The sequence below is a fragment of the Pseudomonas sp. PVC-5-1 genome (genome assembly GCF_057444345.1).
Genome location: NZ_CM172024.1, coordinates 4,463,804 through 4,488,048 on the forward strand (window position 1 = coordinate 4,463,804; position 24,245 = coordinate 4,488,048).

Below are 24,245 nucleotides of genomic sequence, written 5' to 3' on the forward strand. Positions count from 1 at the left end.
TCATGGCCCACGACTGAGTAATGGACAACGCACCGGAGCAAGTGTGCTCCGGCGGTCAGGAAATCTCCCGCCGGAACGGCGGCAGCGCATTGAGAATAGCCTTGCCGTAGCGCTGGGTGACCAGACGCCGGTCAAGCAAGGTGATAACACCGCGGTCCTGTTCGGTTCGTAGCAGGCGGCCGCAGGCCTGGATCAGCCGCAGCGAGGCATCGGGCACGGCAATTTCCATGAACGGGTTGCCACCGCGAGCCTCAATCCACTCGGCCAACGCCGCTTCGACCGGATCATCAGGCACGGCAAAAGGAATCTTGGCGATCACCACGTGCTCGCAGTAGGCACCCGGCAGGTCGACACCCTCGGCAAAGCTGGCCAGGCCGAACAGCACGCTGTGCTGGCCATCGTCGACCCGTGCCTTGTGCTTGTTCAGGGTTTCCTGCTTGGACAGGTTGCCTTGGATCAGCACTAGCTTGCGCCAGTCACGGTCCAGGCCATCGAACACGTCCTGCATCTGCTTGCGCGAGGAGAACAGCACCAGCGCGCCACGGGCATCTTCGACGATGTTCGGCAGTTCGCGGATGATCGCTGCGGTATGCGCCGCCGCATCCCGCGGGTCGGCCTTTAGGTCGGGGACCCGCAGCAGGCCGGCATCGCCATGCACGAACGGGCTGGGCACCACGCAAGTAACCGCGTCACGGGGCAACCCCGAGCGCATGCGGAAGCGGTCGAACTTGCCCAGCGCAGTCAGCGTCGCCGAGGTCACCAGTGCGCCATGTGCCACGCTCCACAGGCTGCGGCGAAGCATTTCGGCGGCCAGGATGGGGCTGGCATTGACTTCGATGTCGAACAGCGCACCGCTCTCGGCCAGGGTCAGCCAACGGGCCATGGGTGGGCTGTCTTCCGGGTCTTCGGCGGTAAAGGCCGTCCACAGTTCCCAGTTGCCCTGGGCACGGGTGACCAGGCTACCGAACAGCGGGTACCACTCCTCGGCCTGGTGGCTGGCGATGCCGATGTTGACCTCACCGTCCATGCCTTCCTTGAGCAGGTCGGCCAAGCGGGTGAACAGGTCGTTGAGGCGGGCAAAGCCTTTTTTCAGCTCGATGCCCACTTCGCGAATCTGCTCCGGCACCACGCCGCCTTCGAAGCGGTAGCGCGGGCGCTCACGGCCTTCGTTGTCCTCGCTGGGGCGGAAGTCGGCAACCTGCTCGCACAGGGTGAACATGAACTGCTGCTGGGTGCGCACTTCCCGCGCAAGCTCCGGCACCTGCTCGATGTACTTGCCCAGGTCACCGGGCAGCGGGTGCTGGGCCAGCAGCTTGGTCAGGTTCTTGGCGGTCTGCTCCAGCCAGTCGGCAGTAGAGCGCAGGCGCGAATAGTGGGCGAAATGGCCGATAGCCTTGTCCGGCAGGTGGTGGCCTTCGTCGAACACGTACATGGTGTCGCGCGGGTCGGGCAATACCGCGCCGCCGCCCAGGGCCAGGTCGGCCAGCACCATGTCGTGGTTGGTGACGATCACGTCGACCTTGCCCATGCCTTCGCGGGCCTTGTAGAACACGCACTGCTGGAAGTTCGGGCAATGACGGCCGGTACACTGGCTGTGGTCGGTGGTCAGGCGTGCCCAGTCCTGGTCTTCCAGGGCTTCGGGCCAGCTGTCGCGGTCACCGTCCCAGCGGTTGCCGGCAAGCTTCTCGATCATGCTGTTGAACAGCTTCTGGCTGCGCTCGTCGACTTCGATGTGGAAGCCTTCTTCCTCGAACAGCTGGGCGGTGGCCGACTGGGCGTGGCCCTCCTGCAGCAGGATGTCGAGCTTGGACAGGCACAGGTAGCGGCCACGGCCCTTGGCCAGGGCGAAGCTGAAGTTCAGCCCGCTGCTGCGCATCAGGTCGGGCAGGTCCTTGAAGACAATCTGCTCCTGCAGCGCCACGGTGGCGGTGGCGATCACCAAACGCTTGCCAGCGGCCTTGGCGGCCGGAATGGCAGCCAGGCTGTAGGCCACCGTCTTGCCGGTACCGGTGCCCGCCTCCACTGCCACCACGGCAGGCTCGCCGGCACGGCGGCCTTCTTCGTCGCAGGCGATGTCGCCGAGCACCTTGGCCACTTCGGCGATCATCAGGCGCTGGCCATAGCGCGGCTTGAGGCTCTTGGCTTCGAGAAAACGCGTGTAGGCGCCCTGGATGGTGGCTTTGAGTTCGTTGCTGATCATGGTCTGCAGGCGCCCGGAGGGCTGGATATATTTTCAGTGTTTCGCATGGGGCGGCTATCATACCCCGCTATTGCCCTTTATGCCGCATGGAGATCCGGATGCTTGCCTTTGCCCTGCCCTACACACTGCATGTCCTGGCCGCCCTGGTGTGGGTCGGCGGCATGTTCTTCGCCTGGCTGGTGCTGCGCCCGGCAACGGTTGCAGCCCTTGAAGGGCCTGCCCGGCTGCGCTTGTGGGTGGAAGTTTTCCGACGCTTCTTCGGTTGGGTCTGGCTGGCCGTGGCGATTTTGGCGATAAGTGGTATCGGCATGTTGCACATGCGCTTCAGCGGCTTCGAGACTGCACCGAAATATGTGCAGGTGATGATCGGTGGGGGCATCGCCATGTTTGCCCTGTTCATGCGCATCCAGGCGCTGCTGCTGCCGGAGCTGAGGGCGGCGGTGCAGGCCGAGGACTGGCCGGCAGGTGCGGTCGTGCTGGGGCGGATTCGGCGGATGGTGGGGATCAACCTGCTGCTCGGTCTGGCGGTGGTAGCCGTGGCCAGTTCGCGGCTGATGTTCTGATATTGCCTGCACCGGCCCTATCGCCGGCAAGCCAGCTTGTGTCTTCAAGGTCTCTTAAACTCGAAAGGGTGAGAGCAGTGGATGGCAGACTGAAAGCCAGATGTGCTCTAAAGCACGAGTGGGAGCCTAGTCGCCATCCACCTCTCACTCTGACCTAAGCCCGAACAGTTGAATGAGTGGCGAACTCGTAGTCACAAGCTAGGGCTAAGTCAGAGTGCTCTCACTTCTTGAGTGTAAGAGGGCTTGGCGATGATTTCCTACTTCGTTGGTCTCGACGTTTCGAAAGCGACTCTGGATGTGGGCTTTCTTCCTGAAAGTATTCCCCAGTTCCAGGTCAGGAATGACCCAGAGGGCTTTGCGCAACTGATCGCATGCCTGAACGAGCTTGAGGTCGAACGGGTCTTGCTGGAAGCCACTGGTGGCTATGAACGAGCCGTATTCAAAGCCTTGCGACTGGAGGGTTTGAACGTCATCAGGGTCAACCCCAAGCGCTGTCGGGACTATGCGAGTGCCATGGGCAAAATTGCCAAGACTGACAAGATCGACGCCCAGATGCTGGCGCGGTTTGCCAGGGATTTCGAGGACTTGCCGCAGATAGAGCCTAATCAAGATCGGGATGAACTGGGAGAGCTCATCAAACTCCGTGGCAATCTTGTCCAGCATCGGGATGATGACAAGCGTCGGATGAAACAAACCACTTCAGTTACGGCCATTACCGTTTATACCGAGCATGTCGCTTACCTGAATGATCAGATTAAGGCTTTGGACAAGGCGATTGAGCGCGCCTCGAACGTGCTGGATCGCACGACAGCCATGCGGCTAAGGTCTGTGAAAGGGATTGGCGTCATCAGTTGTGGCACCTTCATGGCCTACCTACCTGAGCTGGGAAGCGTGACGGGGCGCGAAATTGCAGCCTTGGCTGGGTTAGCGCCGTACAACAAAGACAGCGGCAAGAAGAGTGGCCCGAGGAAGATCGAAGGCGGGCGTTACAGAGTCCGCAAGGCGGCCTACATGTCGATCTGGTCAATGATCCAGCATGTCCCAGAAGTTAGAACCCGCTATGAAGACCTGATAGCCCGAGGCAAGTGCGCAAAAGTTGCCGCAGTGGCGTGCATGCGCGTGTTGCTGGTGCGCCTGAACGCAATGCTGCGTGACGGAACGGAGTGGAAAGAGCTCAAGCCTCAGGTACCCGCAACCTGATCACGAACGAGGATCGATTTTCTACAAATGCGGGCTTCGCCAACGACACCGCTACGCGGTATCGAGCGAAGCCCTGCCCGAATGGCACGCTTGAAAATAAACTTCTAAAGACAGTTGCTCCCACAGGTACTGCACATGGCTTGCAGCCGATGCGGTCGCAGTGGGAGCTGGCTTGCCGGCGATAGGGCCAGTACAGGTTTTCACAAGCGCTGCAGAATCAGCTCACCTGCAGCGCCGGCCAACCCAGGTTGGCCCGGCTGCCCCGGCCGGCCATTGGCGCCGGCGTCTGTGCGGTACACCAGGCAACCCTTGCTAGCCCCGCCCTTGCCGGCCTTGCCTGCAGCCCCGGCCTTGCCCGGTGCGCCGCCGTCCAGGCGGACCACGATGCGTTCCTGCGGGAAGCCCTGCGGCACGCTCAGGCGGATGCGCCCACCCGGCGCGCCATCGTGCCCGTTGCCGCCGTCATCGCCGTTGGCACCGCGGCTGGCCTGGCCCCAGGTGCAGCCACCGGCCTGGCCGTTGGCGCCATCCAGCCCCACGTACCCCGGCGCACCGGCACCGCCACGGGCATCGATGGCCAGGCGCTCGGCATCCACTTCAGCCAGTTTCAGGTCCAGGCTGCGGCCTGACCGGGCTCCCCGCTGGTAAGTGCCCGCCGCTCCCGGCGCACTGAATTCGCTACCCTCACCCAGCCGCGCGCTGCGCGCCTCGATCAGCAACGGGCTATCGGACGGCGCAATGGCGATACGCGCATCGCGCCCCAGCTCCAGCTGGTCGACCTTCAATTCCGCGAGCGTGGCAGGCAGCAGCAGGGTTGCGGCATCGGCGACACGCAACTGTGCCAGGTGCACGCTGGCAGACTTGTCGGGCAGGCGCAGCATGGAATTGGCAGCAACCTCCAGGCTTTCGGCCTGGGCCAGGGGAGCGGCCAACATGGCCAGCAACATCAGATTACGCATTTCGCGGCGCCTCCTGCACACGGGGGATGGACATGACATGGAAGATACCCGTCAACAGGATCTGCAGACGATCAAACCAGCGGTGGCTGCGCCCGCGCAGGCTGCCATTGAAGAACAGCACCTCGAGCAGGTGCAGGCCCAGCAAGGTGATGCCGGCGGCGTTGATCAGCAGGTTGAAGGGCAAGGGTTGTGGCATCAACTGATTGAACAACACCACACCCCAGAAAGCGACTGTCAGGACCTTGCCCAAGCCCAGGATGAACCTCATATCCCGCCCCCATGGATTGCTGTTATGTCGAGACGGCCCGTTCGAGCGGGCCGTGCGACCAACATTAACTGCAATGCCAGGACAGGCGCCAGCACCACTCAGTTGAGGTGCAGCTCCACCCGTCGGTTGCGGGCGCGGCCCTCCTCGCTTTCGTTGTCGGTGAGCGGTTCACTCTCGCCGCGCCCCTGGCTGGTGACCTTGCCCGCCTCCAGCCCCTGGCTGATCAGGTAAACGGCCACGCTGCTGGCGCGGCGTTCGGAAAGTGCCTGGTTGTAGCTGTCGGAGCCGACGTTATCGGTATGCCCGATCACGCTTACTTTCGCCACCGTCGGTGAATCGAGTTTTGCCACCAGGCCTTGCAGGCGCTGCTGGGCCGCAGGGGTCAGCTCGGCGGAATCGAAGGCGAACATCACCGCGCCGTTGTCATCCAGGATGATCACCTCCGGCGAGGGTTCAGGTTCAGTGGCAGGCGGCGATGCGGGGTACACCTTCAACGGGCAACCCATGTGGTCGACCGCAGTGTTGGCGGGGGTATCGGGGCAACGATCGCGGCGGTCGAAAATGCCGTCGCCATCTTCGTCGCCATCCTGGGCGTAACAGATCAGGCCCCCGGCGATGGCGCCAAGGGCACCGCCGCCAGCCGCCCAACTCGAACTTTCGATGGCGCCAAGGCCACCACCGACCAGGCCGCCGAGCAGGCTGCAGATGGGCCAGGTCCTCTGGTTGAGCGGCGCGCTGCCATCGCTGTGGGTGGCGCAGCCCGCTAGCAGGCTGGCAGCCACCAACAGCGGCAGCGCCGCCTTCGACGTCACACTCATGCTGAATGCTCCTGTGTCATTGGCCACGGACGGCTGACCGCCGTGAAGACGCGCCCGTACCACTGCTCAAGGCACGGGCGCACGCCGATCTACCGCTGGATCTTGATCTCGGTACGGCGGTTCATGGCACGCCCCTCGGCCGTGGCGTTGTCTGCCACCGGCTGGGTTTCACCAGCACCGACCACCGACACGAAGCTGCTGCGCGGCACACCGCTCTCGACCAGGTAATCGGTCACCGAGTGGGCACGGCGCTCGGACAGTTTCTGGTTGTAGCTGTCGGAGCCGACGCTGTCGGTATGGCCGCTGACGCTCAGGCGGGCGGACGGCGCCTCCTGTTTCAGGCGCGTGGCGATGGTGTTGAGGCGCTCCTTGTCGCTGGCGGTCAGGCGCGCAGAGTCGAACTCGAAGTGCACATCGCGGATGACGATGACTTCTTCCTTCTGCACCACCACTTCCTCGACCACCGCGGCCGGCTCCGGCGGGCAGCCGTTGGCATCGACCTGCACACCGCGCGGGGTGCCTGGGCACTTGTCACGGCTGTCCGGCACGCCGTCGCCATCCTCGTCGCCATCGCCATGGGCCCAGCAATAGCCCGCCGCCAGGCCACCGCCCAGCAACGCGCCCCAACCAGCCCAGCTGGAGCTCTCGATGGCGCCCAGGGCAGCGCCGCTTACACCCCCGACGGCGGCACATTTCGGCCAGTCGGTCTTTTGCAAACCTGCACAACCAGTCAACACACTGGTGAGCAGAACCAGGGGTATCGCTGTGCGTACTATGCTCATTTCATTGCTTCTCCTAGGGGGAATCGGCATAAGGCCGATTTCAGGGAGTAAAGACCGAGCATCTGATCCCTGCCACCAATAAGCCACGACACAGTCACATGCCTCTTTGCCCGCACGCTGCGGCCCGCTAGTCTTGGACGACTTCAACGAGGATTGGCAATGACCGACGGTTTTTCCCAGCGCACCCCGCAGCAGGCCCTGGCGGCCCTGCTCGAGCGCTTCACCCCGCAACGCCTGCTGCTGGTGGGCACGCGCTTCCCGGCGCTGGACGCCTTCGCCCAGGCGCACCCACAGGTAACCATCGCCACGGCCGCCCCAGGCCCGCTGCCGGCCGAACTGGCAGCCCAGCGCTTTGACCTGGCGGTACTGGTGGACTGCCTGGAGCACCTGCCCAAGCGTACCGGCCTGGAATTGCTCGGTGGCATTCGCAACCTCAATGCCAGCCGGGTCGCGGTGCTGGCCGACCTGGCCGCCTGTGGCTGGCAGGACACCGATTTCTTTGCCCTTGCCCTGTCGGCCAGCGAGAAATTCCGCCGTGACCAGCAGGTATTGAGCCTGTTCACCTATGATCTACATGACTACAAGCAGGTACCGGACTGGCTGAATGCCAAGTTCTGGGCCAACCCTGAAAACTTCGGCAAGTACTGGTGGTAATGATGAGTCTCTCGGTCTGCCCTTGTGGCAGTGGCAACCTGCTCGACGCCTGCTGCGGGCACTACCATGCCGGCACCCCGGCACCGGATGCCCAGGCGCTGATGCGCTCACGCTACAGCGCCTACGTGCTTGGCCTGGTCGACTACCTGGTGGCCACCACCCTGCCCGCCCAGCAAGCCGGCCTGGACCGTGCCGCCATGGCCGCCTGGAGCGCCCAGAGCACCTGGCTGGGCCTGGAGGTGGAAAGCGCAGAGGTGCTGGGCGGCCAGCCAGAGCACGGTTTTGTCACCTTCACTGCTCGCTGGCACGACCAGGAGGGCGACCATCAGCACCGCGAGCGCTCGGCATTCGTCCAGCACGCCGGGCGCTGGTACTTCATCGACCCCACGGTCGGGCTCAAGGCCGGGCGCAACGACCCCTGCCCCTGCGCCAGCGGCCAGAAGTTCAAGAAATGCTGCGCCAGTTACGTGGGTAGCTGACCATGATCGCCCGCACCCGCCCGCTGCTGCTCGCCACCCTGATGGCATGGCTTGCACTGCTGGCGGGCTGCGCCAGCTGGGGCGGTGACGACTGGCGCGAACCCGAGGTGCACCTGGTCGAGGTGGAGACAGTCAAGGCAAGGTTGCTGGAGCAGGAGTTCGTGCTGCATCTGCGAATCGACAACCCCAATGACAGCCGCCTGTTCATCCGCAACCTGTCGTATGCCATACGCCTCAATGACCTGTTGCTGGTGCAGGATGAAACCAGCGTGTGGCGCAGTGTCGGCGGGCATGCCCGGCGTACTTTCAAGATCACCGCACGGACCAACCTGTGGCAGCACCTGAAACCGCTGGCCAAGCTGCTGAAAAGCGAACAGCCACTGCATTACAGCCTGCAGGGCGAGCTGGCGACCGGGTTGCTCATCCATCGGGACCTGCACTTGTCGCGCAGTGGTGAGATAATCCCCGGCGATTACAAACCGGAGTGACCCTGCAATGTCCCAGCAACCCCACGTTCATGGCCCTGACTGCAACCACGATCATGATCACCACCACGATCATGGCCATGTACACGGCCCGCACTGCAACCACGGCCACCAGGAGCCGGTACGCAACGCCCTGAAGGACGTTGGCCGTAACGACCCGTGCCCGTGTGGTAGCCAGAAAAAGTTCAAGAAGTGCCACGGCGCCTGACCTGAACAGCACTCGCGCGTCCCTGCTGCGGGCCGCGCGGAGGGTAGCCGGGGTCTAACTGGCCCTGGCAGGCCCTGAAACCTTGCGCTGCAGCAACCCTGCGGTGGCCATGAGCAGCACAATGCAGAGGGCCATGCAAATGGCATTGGTGCCATCCCAGCCGACCGTACCCAGCAACAGCGATGGGCTGAATGCACCAACGGTCGCGAACACCGCAATGGCCAGATCGTTCTTCCCCTGCATCTGCATCGCTGCCGGGCTGTTTTGCAGCGTCTGCGCCAACAGCGCCCCACCGCCCACGTAGGTCAGGTTCCAACCCAGGCCCAGGGCTATCAGTGACAAGGTCATCATCGCGTAGCTGTGCGACCACATGTTCATGGCCGTGCAACCGATCAGCAGGCACAGGCCGAGACAGATGGTGGCCCTGATGCCGAGCTTGTGGATGATGGCGCCGGTGAAGAACGACGGCGCAAACATGGCAATCACATGCCATTGAATCGCCAGGCGAACGTCGGAAAAGTCCTCATGCATGTGTTTCATGTGCATGGACGCCTGGATCATCAGCAAATTCATGATCCCATAGCCCAGCGCGGCCACGGCCATGGCCACGGCAACCACCGGGCTCAGCGGCTCGGCGGTAGTGCCAGCCGGTTTCGCTGCACGGTCGTTACTGGCGGTGCCGGTATCGCCGGGCAGGCAGGCCGCTGTCAGCAACGACATCACCGCCAGGCCGACAAAAGCGGCGTAGCACAGCGAAAACAGCGGATACCCACCAACGTCCCTCAGCCACTCGGTGAGCGCCGGCCCGACCACGGCGGCGATCACCCCACCGGCCACCACCAGGGAAAGCGCCTTGGGCTTCAGGTTCTGGGCCAGATTGTCGGTGGCCGCGAAGCGATTGAAGTTGGCAAACGCAATGTAGATGCCCAATGCCGAATGGCTGATCACCAGCATCGGGAACTGCTGGTACTGCACCGCCAGGTAACCACTGATGCCAGACACCGCCAAAGGGATCGAGCCCAGCATGAAGGCGCGCTTGCGGCCAATACGGCTCATCAGCCTGGAGACCGGATAGGTGGCCAGCATCAGGCAGAGGAACTGGAAACCATAGGGCACGGTGGACCACGTGGCGGCAGGCGCCAGCGCCGCCCCGACAATGGCCGCCATGGTCACGGACATGACCGCAGTCGTCAGGTTGATCGATTGCGCGGTGAAATACAGGTACGTGCGCCGCGGAAGTGTGCTCGACATAGCGTGTGCTCACGGTTGGTGGACGGGTCGATTCGGCATTGGGAAAGATGCCGACAGGCGCATGGTCGCATCTGCCACGCCCTGAAATTCGAACAGTCGACGCGCTTTCCGGTTAACTGTTAGGCTGTTTTTTCTAACAGCAGCTGGACCCGCCATGCGCCCGCACAGCCTTCATGACCAGTTGAAACAGCGCCTCGAAGCCGGCGAATGGCTGCCCGGCCAGCGCATGCCGTCCATCCGCAAGCTGACGGCGGCGGCTGGCTGCAGCTACCACGATGTCGTCTCCAGCTATGCCCGGCTGGTCAGCGAAGGTGTGTTGACCGCCATTCCTGGCCGCGGCTACTTCGTCGCCAGCCACACACGGCAAACCAGCGCGGTGGATGCGCCCGCAGGCATGGCCGGCGACCCGCTGTTCAAGCTGCTGCAGGGGGGCCAGCACTACATCAAACTGGGCAGCGGCTGGCTGCCACCCGCCTGGCGTGACACCGAGCTGCTGGCCAAGGCGATTCGGCGCACGGCGCGGCTGGAGCAGAGTTCGCTGGCGGAATATGGCGACATCCAGGGCTACCTGCCCATGCGCAAACAGCTGTGCGTGCACCTGAAACGCCTGACCCGTGTCGATGCCCGGCCAAGCCAGTTGCTGACTACGCTGGGCGCCACACAAGCGCTGGACCTGGTGGCGCGGTTGTTGATCAAGCCAGGCGATCACGTGTTCGTCGACGAGCCCGGCAACGGCAACCTGATCAAACTGATCCAGTTGGCCGGCGGCCACGTGGTCGGGGTGCGCCGAACCCAGGACGGACCAAGCGTGGAGGACATGAAGGAGCACCTGGCCAGGCACAAGGTGAAGGCGTTCTTCTGCAACAGCACCTTCCACAACCCGACCGGCGGCAACATCAGCCCGCACAATGCCTTCAGCGTCCTGCGCCTGGCGGTGGAACACGACTTCTTCGTGGTCGAGGACGATGTCTACGGCGACTTCAGCCCGGGTGTGCGCCAGACCTTTGCCGAACTGGACGACCTTGAGCGGGTCATCTACATCGGCAGCTTCTCGAAATGCCTGTCCGCCTCATTGCGCGTGGGCTACATCGCATGCTCGGCAGAGCTGATGGAGCCGCTGACACGCCTGAAGCTGCTGACCTGCGTGGCGGTACCGGCGTTTTGCGAGCGCTTCGTCAACACCATTTTGTCCGACGGCACCTATGCCCGGCACATGCAAGACCTGCAGCAGCGCCTGATCCGGCAGCAGGCGCAGACCCAGCAGTTGTTGCGGGCGCGTGGCTGGCAATTCGACATAACGCCCCAAGGTGGCATGTTCCTGTGGGTCTACCACCCCGAACTGGCCGACCTGAAGCCCTTCATGCGTCGCCTGGAACAGCACAAGGTGCTATTGATGCCAGGCTCTGCCTTCGCCGTCAGCCGTGACTATCAACGCCTTGCTCGCATCAATTGCACGCACTTTTCCGACGCCGTGGCCGAACATTTCAAGGTTTGATTGCATGTCTTGATTTTTGAGGTGGCGCGCAAATCGAGCGCCGCCCGCGCGGCGCTTCGCAGCACAAGGCTGCTCCTACATCTGTTTCGGGCCAGTAATGCCTATGCCAGTGCACGCGACCGCCTTGTTCGTACAACGCGATATCGAGCCATGCGCCAAAGCGTTCGCGCACAAACCTCACAGGAATAATTGGCCTGAAACAAATGTAGGAGCAGCCTTGTGCTGCGAAGCGCCGCGCGGGCGGCGCTCGATCTGACAGGCACCATACACCCCACGCCAAGCACAAAAAATAAACCGCCCAGGGACCTTGCACGGCGCCTGCGCGCTCACTACCTTAGCGCCTTTCGAAACCCGCCACGCCTTGCAGGAGCCCTTGTCATGGCCGCCCCCGCCTTTCCTCCATTCCGCCCGCGGTTCGCAACCGCTGCCACGCTGCTCGGCATGCTCGTGCTGGCCGGCTGCCAGACGGGCGGCTACCAGGACAGCGTGCCGCCGACCAGCGGTGTGCAGCCACTCAAGGGCCTGGCGCAGAACGTCTCGGTACGGCGCAACGCAATGGGCGCACCACTGATCGAAAGCAGCAGCTTCCATGACGCCCTGTTCAGCCTGGGCTATGTGCATGCCGGCGACCGCATCGAGCAGATGGTCGCCATGCGCCTGCTGGCCCAGGGCCGCCTGGCAGAACTGGCCGGCAGCGACGCGCTGGACATCGACCGTTTGATGCGCGCGGCCAACCTCAAGCAAAGCGCCGCCCAGCAGTACGCCGACGCGTCGCCACGGCTCAAGCGCTTCTTCGAAGTGTATGCACGCGGGGTCAACGCCTACCTGTTCCGCTACCGCGACAAGCTGCCCGCCGGCTTGGCCAGCAGTGGATACCGCCCCGAATACTGGAAGCCCGAGGACTCGGCACTGATCTTCAGCCTGTATGCGTTCAGCCAGTCGGTGAACCTGCAGGAAGAACTGAGCGCCCTGACCCTGGCGCAAAAAGCCGGCAGCGACAAGCTGGCCTGGCTGCTACCCGGTGCCCCGGACGAGCCGTTGGCCGAAGCCGAAGTGGACAAGCTCAAGGGCCTGAACCTGGCCAGCCAGTTGCCGGGGCTGCCAGCCCTGGCAGCCGCCAGCCAGAAGCTGGCCGACCTCGACCTTCTGGGCAGCCCGGGCTCGGCCAACCTGGCCCTGGCGCCGCAGCGCAGCCGCAGCGGCAAAAGCTTGCTGGCCAGCGACAGCCGAGCCGCCTGGGCCCTGAGCCCGGTGCAGATCCACACCGGCAAGTACCAGGTCGCCGGCCTGTCGTTGCCTGGCCTGCCGATCGTGCTGGCCGGCTACAACGGCAAGCTGGCCTGGAGCAGCAGCGCGGTCATGGCCGACAACCAGGATTTGTATCTGGAGCAACTGCGCTACCAGGGCAGCCAACTGAGCTACCTCGCCGACGGCAAATGGCTGCCGGCCCGCGCCCGTAGCGAAACCTTCTTCGTCCGCGGCCAGCGCCCGCTGCGCGAGGTGATGTACGACACCCGCCACGGCACCCTGCTGGCCCAGCCAGGCAATGCCAGCCTGGGCCTGGCGCTGAACCTGCCACAGTTCAAGGGCGACCGCAGCCTGGATGCGCTGTTCGACCTGACCCGTGCCAAGAGCGTGGAGCGTGCCTTCGACAGTACCCGTGAAGTGACCGCCGCCGCCCTCAACTTCGTCTTCGCCGAACCTGAGCACATCGGCTGGCAAGTCAGTGGCCGCTACCCCAACCGTCGCGAAGGCCAGGGCCTGCTGCCGTCGCCGGGCTGGGACGGGCGCTACGACTGGGACGGGTATGCCGACCCGATGCTGCACCCTTACGACCAGGACCCGCCCGCCGGCTGGATCGGCCACGCCAACCAGCGCAGCCTGCCGCGTGGCTATGGCATGCAGCTGTCCAGCACCTGGTACTACCCCGAGCGCGCCGAGCGCCTGGCCCAGCTGGCCGGCAATGGCCGCCACGACAGCCGCAGCCTGATGGCCCTGCAGAACGACCAGACCACCCTGCTGGCCGACAAGCTCAAGCAGATGTTCGACGCCCCGGGCATGGCCCAGCCGCTCAAGCAGGCGATCGACGCCCTGCCCGCCGCACAGCGCGACAATGCCCGCGACGCGCTGGCCCGGCTCAAGGCCTTCGATGGCCGCCTGAGCCCGGTGTCGGCCGATGCCGCACTGTACGAACTGTTCCTCCAGGAAGTCGCCCGGCAAACCTTCCTCGACGACCTGGGCCCGGAATCCGGCCCGGCCTGGCAGGCCTTCGTCAGCAATGCGCGGTTGTCGTTCTCGGCGCAGGCTGACCACCTGCTGGGCCGCGACGACAGCCCGTTCTGGGATGACCGCAGCACCCCGCAGAAAGAAGACAAGCCGGCCATTCTCGCCCGCAGCCTGGCGGGCGCGGTGGATGCCGGCATCGCGCAACTGGGCGCCGACCGCCGCGCCTGGCAGTGGGGCAAGCTGCACCAGTACCGCTGGCCTGCACCGGCCTACCATGGCCTGGGCGATGCCCTCGGTCGCCCGCCGCTGGCTGCCGGTGGCGACTTCACCACCCTGGCCCTGACGCCATATGCCTGGGGCAGCGAATTCGACACCCGCCTGCCGGCCTCGGCACGGATGATCGTCGACTTCGGCCAGGCCGAGCCGTTGCAGGTGCTGACCAGCAGCGGGCAGTCCGGCAACCCGGCCAGCACGCATTACAGCGATGGGCTGGATGCCTGGTTCCAAGGGCGCTTCATGAGCCTGCCACTGCAGCAGCAGAACTTCGGGCGGGCGTATGGCAACCAGCGTTTGACGTTGGTACCTGGGAAATAAACAATGGCGCCTTTGTTGGGGCCACTTTGAGCCCCAACCATCTCCAGTCGAACTTCCCGCACCTACCATGGTTCCTAACTGGTAACCCAAGCCAGCGCCCATGCCATGGACCTCGTCATCGCCCGCCCCGAAGGCCTGTACTGTCCGCCAGGTGATTTCTACATCGACCCCTGGCGGCCGGTGGAGCGTGCCGTCATCACCCACGGCCACGGCGACCATGCCCGCGTCGGCAACCGCCATTACCTCACCGCCGCCCCAGGCGCCGGCATCCTGCGCAGCCGCCTGGGCCAGGACATCGACCTGCAAACCCTGCCGTACGGCGAACGCCTGCTGCACCATGGCGTAACCCTTAGCCTGCACCCGGCCGGGCATGTACTGGGCTCGGCGCAAGTGCGCTTGGAGTACCAGGGCGAGGTCTGGGTCGCCTCCGGCGACTACAAAGTGGAGCCCGACGGCACCTGCACGCCGTTCGAACCGGTGCGCTGCCACACGTTCATCACCGAATCGACCTTCGGCCTGCCCATCTACCGTTGGCCCAGCCAGGGCGAGATCTTCACCGGCATCAATACCTGGTGGCGCGCCAATAGCGAACAGGGCAAAGCCAGCGTGCTGTTCTGCTATGCCTTCGGCAAGGCCCAGCGAATCCTCCATGGGCTGGACGCCAACATTGGTCCTGTCCTCGTGCATGGCGCTGTCGAACCACTCAACCGGGTGTACCGGGACGCTGGCGTCTACCTTCCGCAAACCCGCTATGTCGGCGATATCCCACGCAACGACCCGCTGCTGCGCCAGGCACTGGTCCTGGCACCGCCTTCGGCGGGTGGCAGCAGCTGGATGCGCCGTTTCGGCGACTACAGCGATGCCTTTGCCAGTGGCTGGATGCTGTTGCGCGGCACCCGCCGCCGGCGCGGGGTAGACCGAGGCTTCGTGCTCTCGGACCATGCCGATTGGCCGGGGTTGCTCTGGGCCATCGGCCAGACTGGCGCAGAACGCGTGATGGTCACCCATGGCTCGGTCAATGTGCTGGTGCGCTACCTCATCGAACAAGGCCTCGATGCCCGCGCTTTCGTGACCGAGTACGGCGAGGAAGATGACGTGGTAGCCGCGGAGCCAGACGCATGAAAGCATTCGCCGAGCTGTACCTGAGGCTGGATGCGACTACCTCCAGCACTGCAAAGCTCACGGCGCTACGCGAATATTTCAGCACCGCCCCGGCTGGGGATGCCGCCTGGGCGGTGTACTTCCTGGCAGGTGGCCGCCCTCGCCAACTGGTGCCTACACGCGTGCTGCGGGAGCTGGCCGGCAGGTTGGCGGGGCTGCCTGACTGGCTTTTCGAGGAGTGCTACCAGGCCGTTGGCGACCTGGCCGAAACCATTTCCCTGCTGGTACCGGAAAGCCACCACCCTGGCGACGACGGCCTCGCCCGCTGGGTCGAAGCCCATCTGCTGCCATTGCGCGGCCTGCCAGTCGAGGAGATCCAGCAACGCCTGCCGCCTCTTTGGGCCCAGCTGGACCGCCCCAGCCTGATGCTTTGCCTGAAACTCATCACTGGCAGCTTTCGCGTGGGCGTATCGAAGCTGTTGGTCACTCGCGCCCTCGCGCAACTGGCCGGGCTGGATGCCAAATGCGTGGCCCAGCGCCTGGTTGGCTACACCGACATCAGCCACCGCCCGACGGCAGCCAGCTATCAACGGCTGATAGCCCCGGAATCAGACGATGAACATAGCTTGCGTGGCGGCCAGCCCTACCCGTTTTTCCTGGCCCACCCCCTGCAGGTATCAACCGAACAGCTAGATACACTGCTCGGGCCGCCGAGCGAATGGCAAATCGAGTGGAAATGGGACGGCATTCGTGCCCAGGTGGTCAAGCGCGAAGGCCAGCTGTGGGTCTGGTCGCGCGGTGAGGAACTGGTCACCGAACGCTTCCCCGAATTGCACAGCCTGGCGCAGACGTTACCCGACGGTGTCGTGCTCGATGGCGAGATCCTGGTTTGGAAACCTGGTGGCTCAGCGGCTGAGCTGGCCGTGCAGCCATTTGCCCTGTTGCAGCAGCGCCTGGGACGCAAGACCTTGGGCAAGAAGCTGCTGAGCGACGCACCGGTCGTGCTGCAGGCCTACGACCTGCTGGAATGGCGAGGCGAGGACTGGCGCAGCCGGCCGCAGCATGCACGCCGCCAGCAGCTGGAACACGTGCTTGAGGAGCACCCATTGGCCCCGGTGTTGCTCTCGCCTCTACTCGAAGGCCGGGACTGGGCCGACCTTGCCTGCCAGCGCGAACAGTCCCGCAGCCTGGGGGTGGAAGGGCTGATGCTGAAACAGCGCGAGGCCTTGTATGGCGTGGGGCGCACCAAGGACATGGGCACCTGGTGGAAGTGGAAGATCGACCCGTTCAGCGTCGATGCCGTGCTGATCTATGCCCAGCGCGGCCACGGCCGGCGGGCCAGCTTGTACAGCGACTACACCTTCGCCGTGTGGGACGCGCCAGCCGGTACGCCGGGTCGGGCACTGGTCCCCTTTGCCAAGGCCTATTCAGGGCTCAGTGACGAAGAAATGCGCAAGGTCGACGCCATCATCCGCAAGACCACGGTTGAAACCTTCGGGCCGGTGCGCAGCGTGACGCCGACGCTGGTGTTCGAGTTGGGCTTCGAGGGCATCGCCCTGTCCAGGAGGCACAAGAGCGGCATCGCCGTGCGCTTTCCGCGGATGCTGCGCTGGCGGCTGGACAAGCCAGTGGAAGAAGCGGATGACCTGGCTACATTGCAGGCGCTGCTGGCCTGAAACCATTTCGATACCGCGTTGGCTTTTTCGCGGGCTCGCCCGCTCCCACAGGTTCATCACAGGCCGGGAGGATTGTGAAGTTCCTTGTGGGAGCGGGCACGCCCGCGAAGAAGCCGACGGTAATCGGGGCGCAATCGAAGGAGGCGCAAGCCCGAAAACTGTGCTTCCATCTTTGTGCCGACTGTGTCGCAGACCGTTTTCGCCACGCACCCAGGACCACCATGCACCATTCAACTCACGACCTGCTCTCGCCCGTTCCGGGCATCACCCGCCAGTTGCACAGCTTCCACTTCGGACCTCGCGGTGGCGGCAAAGTCTATATCCAGGCCTCGCTGCATGCCGACGAGCTGCCCGGCATGCTGGTGGCCTGGCACCTCAAGCGCCGCCTGGGTGAACTGGAACAGCAAGGCCGCCTGCAGCGCGAGATCATCCTGGTGCCGGTGGCCAACCCGGTCGGCCTGGAACAGGTGCTGCTGGACGCGCCGCTGGGGCGTTTCGAACTGCAAAGCGGCGAGAACTTCAACCGTAACTTCGTCGATCTTTCCGACAGCATCGGCGACCAGATCGAAGAACACCTGACCGAAGACCCGGCACACAACCTCGCGCTGATCCGCGAATACCTGCGGCGGGGGCTGGACGCACACCCGGCGCGCACACCGTTGCAGGCCCAACGCCTGATATTGCAGCGCCTTGCCTGCGATGCCGACATGGTGCTGGACCTGCACTGCGACTTCGAGGCGGTCGAGCACCTGTACACCACGCCAGACGCCTGGCCGCAGATCGAACCTCTGGCCCGCTACCTGGGTGCCCAAGCCAGCCTGCTTGCCACCGACTCTGGCGGGCAGTCGTTCGATGAATGCTTCAGCCTGGTCTGGTGGCAGTTGCAGCAACGCTTCGGCAAACGGTTCCCGATTCCGCTGGGCTGCTGCTCGGTCACCGTCGAGCTGCGCGGCCAGGCCGATGTCAGCCACGACCTGGCCAGCAAGGACTGCCAGGCGATCCTCGACTTCCTTACCCATGCGGGGGTCATCGAAGGCGCAAGCCCGGCCCTGCCCGCCTTGCGCTGCCCGGCCACGCCGCTGGCCGCAGTAGAACCGGTGATAACGCCACTGGGCGGGTTGCTGGTGTACCACGCCCGGCCAGGCCAGCACCTGGAGGCGGGCCAGTTGATCGCTGAAGTCATCGACCCGCTCAGCGACCGGGTGACGGCCATCCACAACAGCCAGCCCGGCCTGCTGTATGCACGTAACGTACGGCGCATGGCTACCGCAGGCATGGTCATCGCCCACGTCGCAGGCGAGCAGGTGTGCCGCAGCGGCTATCTGCTGGCAAACTGATCCGGTAAAACCATTGCGCCTGACTGGTTGTCTGTAGAAACACAGCCACCGAAGGACCCTATGCCCCATGCCCGCCGCCACCGACCTCGCCAAGGCCTGGTTCGCCAAGCGTGGCTGGAAGCCTTTCGCTTTCCAGCGCCGTGTCTGGGCCGCCGTGGAACGGGGCGAATCCGGCTTGCTGCATGCCAGTACCGGTGCCGGCAAGACCTACGCGGTATGGCTCGCCGCACTGAGGGCCTTCAAGGCCGAAGCCCAAGGGCGTCATGCAGCACCCTTGCAGGTGGTGTGGGTTACCCCCATGCGAGCCTTGGCCGCCGACACCGCCCGCGCACTGCAAATGCCGCTGGACGACCTGGGCCTGCCCTGGAGCGTGGGCATTCGCAGCGGCGACACCGGCAGTGCCGAACGTGCCCGGCAAGCACGGCGCCTGCCCAGCGTACTGGTCACTACCCCTGAAAGCCTTACGCTGCTGTTGACCCGGGCACAAGCTCGCGAAGACTTCGCCACACTGCGCCTGGTAGTGGTGGACGAATGGCACGAACTACTGGGCAACAAGCGTGGGGTACAACTGCAACTGGCTTTGGCCCGCCTGCGCCACTGGCACCCGAGCCTGCCGACCTGGGGCCTGTCCGCGACCCTCGGCAATCTCCAACATGCGCTGGACGTATTGCTGCCAAAAGGCGGCCTGCTGGTACAAGGCCGACAGGACAAGCAGTTGCAGGTCGATACCCTGCTGCCAACGGCCATCGAGCGCTTCCCCTGGGCCGGGCACATGGGTTTGAAGATGCTCGATCAGGTCAGCCGGGAGATCGATGCCAGCACTAGTTGCCTTGTCTTCACCAACACTCGGGCGCAGGCCGAACTCTGGTACCAGGCCCTGCTCGAGGTACGCCCCGAGTGGGCCGGACTGATTGCCTTGCACCATGCCTCACTGGCCCGCGATACCCGTGACTGGGTCGAGCGCAGCCTCAAGCAAGGCAACCTGAAGGCAGTGATCTGCACCTCCAGCCTGGACCTGGGGGTGGACTTCCTGCCCGTGGAGCGAGTACTGCAGATCGGTTCCGCCAAGGGCATTGCCCGCCTCGTGCAACGGGCCGGGCGCTCCGGCCATGCGCCGGGGCGGCGCTCCCGGGTTACTCTGGTGCCCACCCACAGCCTGGAACTGGTGGAAGCAGCCGCCGCCAGGCACGCCCTGGCAGCCGGGCACATCGAAGCCCGGCATTCGCCGCGCTTGTGCATGGACGTGCTGGTGCAACACTTGGTAAGCATGGCTTTGGGCAGCGGCTTTCACCCGCAGCAGTTGCTGGCCGAAGTGCGCAGTACCTGGGCCTTCAGCGAATTGCGCGACAGCCAGTGGCAATGGGCGCTGGACTTTGTCTGCCATGGCGGCAGCTCACTCAGCGCCTACCCAGACTACCAGCGCGTCGAGCGCCAGCCCGACGGCACTTACAAGGTTGCCAGCGAACGTTTGGCACGTCGCCACCGCATGAGTATCGGTACCATCGTCAGCGACGCCAGCCTGCAGCTCAAGTACTGGAGCAAGGGTGGTGGGGGCAAGGCGCTGGGCAGCGTCGAAGAGGCGTTCATTGCCCGTTTGCGCCCTGGCGACACCTTGGTGTTCGCCGGGCGAGTGCTGGAACTGGTGCGCGTGGAAAACATGACGGCCTACGTACGCCGCAGTACCGCGCGCAAGGCAGCGGTTGCACGCTGGAATGGTGGCCGCATGCCGCTCTCCAGCGAACTGGCCGACGCACTGGTCGAGCAGCTCGGCGCAGCATCCCAAGGGCGCTTTCAAAGCCCGGAGATGCGAGCAGTACGCCCCCTGCTGGCCTTGCAGGCGCAATGGTCGGCGCTGCCCACCACCGAAACGCTGCTGGCAGAAACCTTCAAGTCGCGCCAGGGTTGGCACCTGTTCCTGTATCCGTTCGCCGGACGCATGGCCAACCTTGGCCTGGCCAACCTGATCGCCTGGCGGGTGAGCCGCGTGCAGCCGCTTTCGGTTTCGATTGCGGTCAATGACTACGGTTTCGAACTGCTCAGTCCAGGCAAGGTGGACTGGACGACGCACCTGCCGCAGGCACTTGGTACCGAACACCTGCTGGATGATGTGCTGGCCAGCCTCAACGCAGGAGAAATGGCGTTGCGTCGTTTTCGCGAGATCGCACAGATTGCCGGGTTGGTGTTTGGCGGGTATCCGGCGGCGCAGAAAAGCCTCAGGCAGATCCAGGCCTCCAGCGGCTTGTTCTATGAGGTATTTCGCAAGCATGACACCGGCAACCTGCTGCTGGCCCAGGCACGGGACGAGGTGCTGAATGAGGAGCTGGAGATCGAGCGGTTGCACCGGCAATTGCTGAAGATGGGGCAGTTACAGCTGGAACTGCGACCACTCAAGCGGCCCGGACCGTTGGCATTTGCCTTGCTGGTGGAAGGCATGCGCGAAACGTTGAGCACCGAGAGACTGGCGGACCGAATTGCGAGGATGGTCGCGGAGCTGAACAGTGCGGCGGACGCTACGGAATGACCAACCTTCTACCCATCGAACACCATGGCCAAGTGCTCTGGCTGCTTTCGGACAAGGCCATCTACTGGCCAGCCCGTCATGCCCTGCTGGTGGCCGACGTGCACATCGGCAAGGCAGCAAGCTATCGCGCCTTGCACCAACCAGTACCGCGCGGCACCACCGAGGCGACACTCTCCCGCCTGGATGCATTGCTGGCAAGGCATGATTGCGAGCAACTGATCATTCTTGGCGATTTTCTGCATGCGCGCGCAGCGCAGGCGCCGCCAACTTTGGCAACGCTGCAGGCCTGGCGAGAGCGCCACAGAATCCTGAAAATCGTGCTGATCCGCGGCAATCACGATCGAAACGCCGGTGACCCGCCCGCGTCACTCGGTATCGAAGTCGTGAGCGAACCTTGGCTGTTGGAACCCTTTGCGCTACAGCACGAACCCCGCCCCCACCCGACCCAACCGGTGTTGGCAGGGCACGTACACCCGGTATTCGTCCTGCGCGGCAAGGCTCGGCAACGCCTGCGATTGCCCTGCTTCCTGATCGATGGACAGGTCAGCCTGCTGCCGGCGTTCGGTGAATTTACCGGGGGTTGGGAAATCGCCCCCACGGGCGCCAGCCGGGTGTTCCTGACCGGTGCAGACCGCGTCTGGCCGCTCTAGCCCGGATCACTCAGGCTACAGGTGCCGGTGGAGGCTCGTCCGGCAGGGTCGGCTCGCCCGGCTCCATGGGTGGTGTATCACCGGGCTCCGGCGGTTGCGGGGTATCCGGGTCAGGCTGGTGGGGCACGCCCCCCGCCTGCATCGGCAGCGGGTGTGCCAGCAGTGACCATGGTAGCAACCCGACGTGGTTGGGCTGCAGGCCTGCCAGCTTGGCACTGATTGCGGGGTGGAGTTTCATTGGCTGCTCCTGGCAAGGCCGCTACGCGTCATGCGTACCGGCGTTATCCAGTTGGAGTGCCAAAGGCGCGGGGAATTCCCCGCGCTTGTCGGCTCAGGTACGCGGCAGGGTGACGCCGCGCTGGCCCTGGTACTTGCCGCCACGGTCCTTGTACGACACTTCGCATTCTTCGTCGGACTGCAGGAACAGCATCTGGGCCACACCTTCGTTGGCGTAGATCTTCGCCGGCAGCGTGGTGGTATTGGAGAACTCCAGTGTCACATGGCCTTCCCACTCGGGCTCGAGCGGGGTGACATTGACGATGATGCCGCAACGGGCGTAGGTGCTCTTGCCCAGGCAGATGGTCAACACATCACGCGGAATGCGGAAATACTCGACGGTACGCGCCAGGGCGAAGGAGTTCGGCGGGATGATGCACACGTTGCTCTTGATGTCGACGAAACTGCCTGCATCGAAGTTCTTCGGGTCGACGGTGGCCGAATTGATGTTGGTAAACACCTTGAATTCGTCGGCGCAGCGCACGTCGTAGCCGTAGCTGGAGACGCCGAAGGAGATCACCCGGCTGTCCTGTTCGCCGCGCACCTGGCGCTCGACGAACGGCTCGATCATGCCGTGTTCCTGCGCCATGCGGCGAATCCACTTGTCCGATTTGATGCTCATGGCGGGGTGTCCTGAAGAGTTGCGAGGTGAAAATTCGAGACGCGCATCTTACCGGTCCCGGCGCCCAGGTTAAAGTTCCATGCCTCATCCCGCGCCGGGCGGGGGCTTCAGCCGCCGTCGATCCGAATTTGCGTAAAGCGCCTTCTGACCATTGGCAGGTTGCGGAAAGTGGGGTAAGGTGGCGCCACTGTGCTGCACGTGACACCGAGAATCTCTAGTTTGATGCACGATCCTGATCGGCCCATCGCTGAATTTTCTGCTCTCTTTGCGCTCAGTCCCGGCCAGGGTTTTTCCTGACCGTTATCAAATTGTCCAAGGAGACAGAAAAATGTCCAACCGTCAATCCGGTGTTGTTAAGTGGTTCAACGATGAGAAAGGCTACGGCTTCATCACCCCTCAGTCGGGCGACGACCTGTTCGTGCACTTCAAAGCCATCCAAGCTGACGGCTTCAAAACCCTGAAAGAAGGCCAGGCTGTTACTTTCGTCGCTACCCGCGGCCAGAAAGGCATGCAGGCTGAAGAAGTTCAGATCGCCTAAGTCGATCGAAGCTTCCTAGCTTTCAAAAAACCCGCCTTCCGGCGGGTTTTTTTATGCCTGACCGAAAGACCGAGTCGCCTGCTTCGCGGGCTTGCCCGCTCCCACAGGTACAACACAAGCTTCAAATGCTGTGCAGTCCCTGTGGGAGCGGGCAAGCCCCCGAAGAGAGCGACGCGATCTGACAGGTCAATCTTCGCTGATGGTAATGCTTGGCATCGCCGGCGCAGCAGCTTCCTGCAGCACGATCCGCGCGCCCACCTGGCGGGCCAGCTCCTGATAGACCATCGCAATCTGGCTTTCCGGCTCGGCGATCGCCGTCGGCTTGCCACTATCGGCCTGCTCGCGAATCAGCATCGACAGCGGCAACGACGCCAACAGGTCGACGCCATACTGGCTCGCCAGCTTCTCGCCACCGCCTTCGCCGAACAGGTGCTCGGCATGGCCGCAGTTCGAGCAGATGTGCACGGCCATGTTCTCCACCACGCCCAGCACCGGGATGTTGACCTTGCGGAACATCTCCACGCCCTTCTTGGCATCCAGCAGGGCCAGGTCCTGCGGGGTGGTGACGATCACCGATCCGGCAACCGGTACCTTCTGCGCCAAGGTCAGCTGGATGTCTCCGGTGCCCGGCGGCATGTCGATCACCAGGTAATCCAGGTCGTCCCAGGCAGTCTGGGTCACCAGCTGCAGCAGCGCGCCGGAAACCATAGGGCCACGCCATACCATCGGCGTGTTGTCGTCGGTAAGGAACGCCATGGACATGACTTCCACGCCATGGGCCTTGATCGGCACGAACCACTTCTGCTCGCGAATTTGCGGGCGGGTGCCTTCGGCGATGCCGAACATCACGCCCTGGCTGGGGCCATAGATATCGGCATCGAGAATACCCACCCGCGCGCCCTCGCGAGCCAGCGCCAGGGCCAGGTTGGCCGCGGTGGTCGACTTGCCCACACCGCCCTTGCCCGAGGCCACGGCGATGATGTTCTTGACGTTGGCCATTGCCGGCACCTGAGCCTGGGCCTTGTGCGCAGCCACCACGCAGTCGATCGACACCTGGGCACTGCTGACGCCCTCCAGGTTGCCGATGGCGGTCTGCAGCACCTGGGCCCAGCCATTCTTGAACAGCCCTGCGGCATAACCCAGTTGCAATTGCACGCTGACCTGGCCGCCCTGGATATCGATTGCGCGCACACAGCCGGCGCTGATCGGGTCCTGGTTCAGGTAGGGGTCGGTGTACTGGCGAAGCACGCCTTCGACGGCGGCACGGGTGACGGCACTCATGGAGACTCCCAATGGCAAACTGAATGTAAAACAGACGCCTATCCTAACCCGTCAATCGTCA

23 protein-coding genes are annotated in these 24,245 nt (G+C 64.0%); 14 read left to right on the forward strand and 9 right to left on the reverse strand.

Annotated elements, in window-relative coordinates; all coding sequences use genetic code 11:
- Positions 1-55: 55 nt before the first annotated feature.
- On the reverse strand, positions 56-2,200 hold the full coding sequence (gene dinG / locus AC2T3R_RS20435; RefSeq protein WP_013973931.1) for an ATP-dependent DNA helicase DinG: 2,145 nt from the start codon (positions 2,198-2,200) through the stop codon (positions 56-58).
- 98 nt (positions 2,201-2,298) lie between these two features.
- Between dinG and AC2T3R_RS20440 the strand changes: the two genes are divergently transcribed.
- Entirely contained in the window at positions 2,299-2,763 is a 465-nt protein-coding gene (locus AC2T3R_RS20440; protein ID WP_486744184.1) for a CopD family protein, read from the forward strand.
- Between the two features lie 249 nt (positions 2,764-3,012).
- Positions 3,013-3,963 (forward strand): IS110 family transposase, encoded by a 951-nt coding sequence (locus AC2T3R_RS20445; RefSeq protein WP_486743821.1) that lies wholly within the window; start codon positions 3,013-3,015, stop codon positions 3,961-3,963.
- Positions 3,964-4,163: 200 nt separating this feature from the next.
- On the opposite strand, the gene AC2T3R_RS20450 is transcribed toward AC2T3R_RS20445, so the two are convergent.
- From AC2T3R_RS20450 to AC2T3R_RS20465, 4 genes are all read right to left on the reverse strand, one after another.
- Positions 4,164-4,922: a hypothetical protein gene (locus AC2T3R_RS20450; RefSeq protein ID WP_024087646.1), complete on the reverse strand. Its 759-nt coding sequence runs from the start codon at positions 4,920-4,922 to the stop codon at positions 4,164-4,166.
- Positions 4,915-5,190, reverse strand: a complete 276-nt coding sequence (locus tag AC2T3R_RS20455) for a DUF1145 domain-containing protein (protein ID WP_023663398.1) — start codon at positions 5,188-5,190, stop codon at positions 4,915-4,917. Before AC2T3R_RS20455 ends, AC2T3R_RS20450 begins: the two co-directional genes overlap by 8 nt.
- Positions 5,191-5,288: 98 nt before the next feature.
- Positions 5,289-6,008, reverse strand: coding sequence for a PA1041 family peptidoglycan-binding anchor lipoprotein (locus tag AC2T3R_RS20460; protein WP_025340370.1), 720 nt, complete (start codon positions 6,006-6,008; stop codon positions 5,289-5,291).
- Positions 6,009-6,097: 89 nt separating this feature from the next.
- Positions 6,098-6,790, reverse strand: a complete 693-nt coding sequence (locus tag AC2T3R_RS20465; protein WP_003258902.1) for a PA1041 family peptidoglycan-binding anchor lipoprotein — start codon at positions 6,788-6,790, stop codon at positions 6,098-6,100.
- Positions 6,791-6,949: 159 nt separating this feature from the next.
- Here AC2T3R_RS20465 and AC2T3R_RS20470 point away from each other — a divergent pair, with 159 nt between their 5' ends.
- From AC2T3R_RS20470 to AC2T3R_RS20485, 4 genes are read left to right on the forward strand one after another with little or no spacing between them, the layout of a single operon-like run.
- Complete coding sequence (locus AC2T3R_RS20470) at positions 6,950-7,444, forward strand: DUF6231 family protein (protein WP_025340372.1); 495 nt, start codon at positions 6,950-6,952, stop codon at positions 7,442-7,444.
- Between the two features lie 2 nt (positions 7,445-7,446).
- Positions 7,447-7,923, forward strand: a complete 477-nt coding sequence (locus tag AC2T3R_RS20475) for a YchJ family protein (RefSeq protein ID WP_410953229.1) — start codon at positions 7,447-7,449, stop codon at positions 7,921-7,923.
- A 2-nt stretch (positions 7,924-7,925) separates the two neighbouring features.
- A complete protein-coding gene (locus AC2T3R_RS20480) occupies positions 7,926-8,411 on the forward strand; it encodes an LEA/WHy family protein (protein WP_015271543.1) in 486 nt (161 codons plus the stop codon).
- Between the two features lie 7 nt (positions 8,412-8,418).
- Positions 8,419-8,616 carry an SEC-C metal-binding domain-containing protein gene (locus AC2T3R_RS20485; RefSeq protein WP_003258907.1) on the forward strand — a complete coding sequence of 66 codons (198 nt, stop codon included), beginning with the start codon at positions 8,419-8,421 and terminating at the stop codon, positions 8,614-8,616.
- A gap of 54 nt (positions 8,617-8,670) precedes the next feature.
- Here the strand turns inward: AC2T3R_RS20485 and AC2T3R_RS20490 are convergent, their stop codons facing one another.
- Complete coding sequence (locus tag AC2T3R_RS20490; protein ID WP_486744185.1) at positions 8,671-9,867, reverse strand: MFS transporter; 1,197 nt, start codon at positions 9,865-9,867, stop codon at positions 8,671-8,673.
- 154 nt (positions 9,868-10,021) lie between these two features.
- On the opposite strand from AC2T3R_RS20490, the gene AC2T3R_RS20495 reads away from it, so the two are divergent.
- The 7 genes from AC2T3R_RS20495 to pdeM all read left to right on the forward strand — a co-directional run bounded on the left by AC2T3R_RS20495 (position 10,022) and on the right by pdeM (position 21,467).
- Positions 10,022-11,362, forward strand: coding sequence for an aminotransferase-like domain-containing protein (locus AC2T3R_RS20495; protein WP_486744186.1), 1,341 nt, complete (start codon positions 10,022-10,024; stop codon positions 11,360-11,362).
- Positions 11,363-11,740: 378 nt separating this feature from the next.
- On the forward strand, positions 11,741-14,182 hold the full coding sequence (locus tag AC2T3R_RS20500; RefSeq protein ID WP_486744187.1) for a penicillin acylase family protein: 2,442 nt from the start codon (positions 11,741-11,743) through the stop codon (positions 14,180-14,182).
- Between the two features lie 105 nt (positions 14,183-14,287).
- The gene (locus AC2T3R_RS20505) at positions 14,288-15,304 is read left to right on the forward strand and encodes a ligase-associated DNA damage response exonuclease (protein ID WP_402912567.1); all 1,017 of its coding nucleotides are present in this window, start codon (positions 14,288-14,290) and stop codon (positions 15,302-15,304) included.
- Positions 15,301-16,959, forward strand: a complete 1,659-nt coding sequence (locus AC2T3R_RS20510; protein ID WP_410953224.1) for an ATP-dependent DNA ligase — start codon at positions 15,301-15,303, stop codon at positions 16,957-16,959. The genes AC2T3R_RS20505 and AC2T3R_RS20510 overlap by 4 nt, the downstream gene beginning before the upstream one ends.
- Before the next feature lie 221 nt (positions 16,960-17,180).
- Positions 17,181-18,296 carry a succinylglutamate desuccinylase/aspartoacylase family protein gene (locus AC2T3R_RS20515; protein ID WP_486744188.1) on the forward strand — a complete coding sequence of 372 codons (1,116 nt, stop codon included), beginning with the start codon at positions 17,181-17,183 and terminating at the stop codon, positions 18,294-18,296.
- Between the two features lie 67 nt (positions 18,297-18,363).
- Positions 18,364-20,817 (forward strand): ligase-associated DNA damage response DEXH box helicase, encoded by a 2,454-nt coding sequence (locus AC2T3R_RS20520; protein WP_486744189.1) that lies wholly within the window; start codon positions 18,364-18,366, stop codon positions 20,815-20,817.
- Positions 20,814-21,467 carry a ligase-associated DNA damage response endonuclease PdeM gene (pdeM, locus tag AC2T3R_RS20525; protein WP_486744190.1) on the forward strand — a complete coding sequence of 218 codons (654 nt, stop codon included), beginning with the start codon at positions 20,814-20,816 and terminating at the stop codon, positions 21,465-21,467. Before AC2T3R_RS20520 ends, pdeM begins: the two co-directional genes overlap by 4 nt.
- Positions 21,468-21,477: 10 nt before the next feature.
- Here the strand turns inward: pdeM and AC2T3R_RS20530 are convergent, their stop codons facing one another.
- Together AC2T3R_RS20530 and dcd are read right to left on the reverse strand one after the other, a co-directional pair.
- A complete protein-coding gene (locus tag AC2T3R_RS20530) occupies positions 21,478-21,705 on the reverse strand; it encodes a hypothetical protein (protein ID WP_015271553.1) in 228 nt (75 codons plus the stop codon).
- 93 nt (positions 21,706-21,798) lie between these two features.
- Positions 21,799-22,365 carry a dCTP deaminase gene (gene dcd, locus AC2T3R_RS20535; RefSeq protein ID WP_486744191.1) on the reverse strand — a complete coding sequence of 189 codons (567 nt, stop codon included), beginning with the start codon at positions 22,363-22,365 and terminating at the stop codon, positions 21,799-21,801.
- Between the two features lie 328 nt (positions 22,366-22,693).
- On the opposite strand from dcd, the gene AC2T3R_RS20540 reads away from it, so the two are divergent.
- Complete coding sequence (locus AC2T3R_RS20540; RefSeq protein WP_003254922.1) at positions 22,694-22,903, forward strand: cold-shock protein; 210 nt, start codon at positions 22,694-22,696, stop codon at positions 22,901-22,903.
- A gap of 186 nt (positions 22,904-23,089) precedes the next feature.
- Here the strand turns inward: AC2T3R_RS20540 and apbC are convergent, their stop codons facing one another.
- Positions 23,090-24,184, reverse strand: a complete 1,095-nt coding sequence (apbC, locus tag AC2T3R_RS20545) for an iron-sulfur cluster carrier protein ApbC (protein WP_015271554.1) — start codon at positions 24,182-24,184, stop codon at positions 23,090-23,092.
- Positions 24,185-24,245 lie beyond the last annotated feature (61 nt).

Coding starts and splice junctions, on each gene's coding strand:
- AC2T3R_RS20530 (WP_015271553.1), bottom strand. CDS start 21,705: ATGAAACTCCACCCCGCAATCAGTGCCAAGCTGGCAGGCCTGCAGCCC.
- AC2T3R_RS20460 (WP_025340370.1), bottom strand. CDS start 6,008: ATGAGTGTGACGTCGAAGGCGGCGCTGCCGCTGTTGGTGGCTGCCAGC.
- AC2T3R_RS20480 (WP_015271543.1), top strand. CDS start 7,926: ATGATCGCCCGCACCCGCCCGCTGCTGCTCGCCACCCTGATGGCATGG.
- AC2T3R_RS20440 (WP_486744184.1), top strand. CDS start 2,299: ATGCTTGCCTTTGCCCTGCCCTACACACTGCATGTCCTGGCCGCCCTG.
- apbC (WP_015271554.1), bottom strand. CDS start 24,184: ATGAGTGCCGTCACCCGTGCCGCCGTCGAAGGCGTGCTTCGCCAGTAC.
- AC2T3R_RS20465 (WP_003258902.1), bottom strand. CDS start 6,790: ATGAGCATAGTACGCACAGCGATACCCCTGGTTCTGCTCACCAGTGTG.
- AC2T3R_RS20540 (WP_003254922.1), top strand. CDS start 22,694: ATGTCCAACCGTCAATCCGGTGTTGTTAAGTGGTTCAACGATGAGAAA.
- dinG (WP_013973931.1), bottom strand. CDS start 2,200: ATGATCAGCAACGAACTCAAAGCCACCATCCAGGGCGCCTACACGCGT.
- AC2T3R_RS20470 (WP_025340372.1), top strand. CDS start 6,950: ATGACCGACGGTTTTTCCCAGCGCACCCCGCAGCAGGCCCTGGCGGCC.
- AC2T3R_RS20490 (WP_486744185.1), bottom strand. CDS start 9,867: ATGTCGAGCACACTTCCGCGGCGCACGTACCTGTATTTCACCGCGCAA.
- AC2T3R_RS20505 (WP_402912567.1), top strand. CDS start 14,288: ATGGACCTCGTCATCGCCCGCCCCGAAGGCCTGTACTGTCCGCCAGGT.
- pdeM (WP_486744190.1), top strand. CDS start 20,814: ATGACCAACCTTCTACCCATCGAACACCATGGCCAAGTGCTCTGGCTG.
- AC2T3R_RS20495 (WP_486744186.1), top strand. CDS start 10,022: ATGCGCCCGCACAGCCTTCATGACCAGTTGAAACAGCGCCTCGAAGCC.
- AC2T3R_RS20510 (WP_410953224.1), top strand. CDS start 15,301: ATGAAAGCATTCGCCGAGCTGTACCTGAGGCTGGATGCGACTACCTCC.
- AC2T3R_RS20485 (WP_003258907.1), top strand. CDS start 8,419: ATGTCCCAGCAACCCCACGTTCATGGCCCTGACTGCAACCACGATCAT.
- dcd (WP_486744191.1), bottom strand. CDS start 22,365: ATGAGCATCAAATCGGACAAGTGGATTCGCCGCATGGCGCAGGAACAC.
- AC2T3R_RS20450 (WP_024087646.1), bottom strand. CDS start 4,922: ATGCGTAATCTGATGTTGCTGGCCATGTTGGCCGCTCCCCTGGCCCAG.
- AC2T3R_RS20500 (WP_486744187.1), top strand. CDS start 11,741: ATGGCCGCCCCCGCCTTTCCTCCATTCCGCCCGCGGTTCGCAACCGCT.
- AC2T3R_RS20515 (WP_486744188.1), top strand. CDS start 17,181: ATGCACCATTCAACTCACGACCTGCTCTCGCCCGTTCCGGGCATCACC.
- AC2T3R_RS20455 (WP_023663398.1), bottom strand. CDS start 5,190: ATGAGGTTCATCCTGGGCTTGGGCAAGGTCCTGACAGTCGCTTTCTGG.
- AC2T3R_RS20520 (WP_486744189.1), top strand. CDS start 18,364: ATGCCCGCCGCCACCGACCTCGCCAAGGCCTGGTTCGCCAAGCGTGGC.
- AC2T3R_RS20475 (WP_410953229.1), top strand. CDS start 7,447: ATGAGTCTCTCGGTCTGCCCTTGTGGCAGTGGCAACCTGCTCGACGCC.
- AC2T3R_RS20445 (WP_486743821.1), top strand. CDS start 3,013: ATGATTTCCTACTTCGTTGGTCTCGACGTTTCGAAAGCGACTCTGGAT.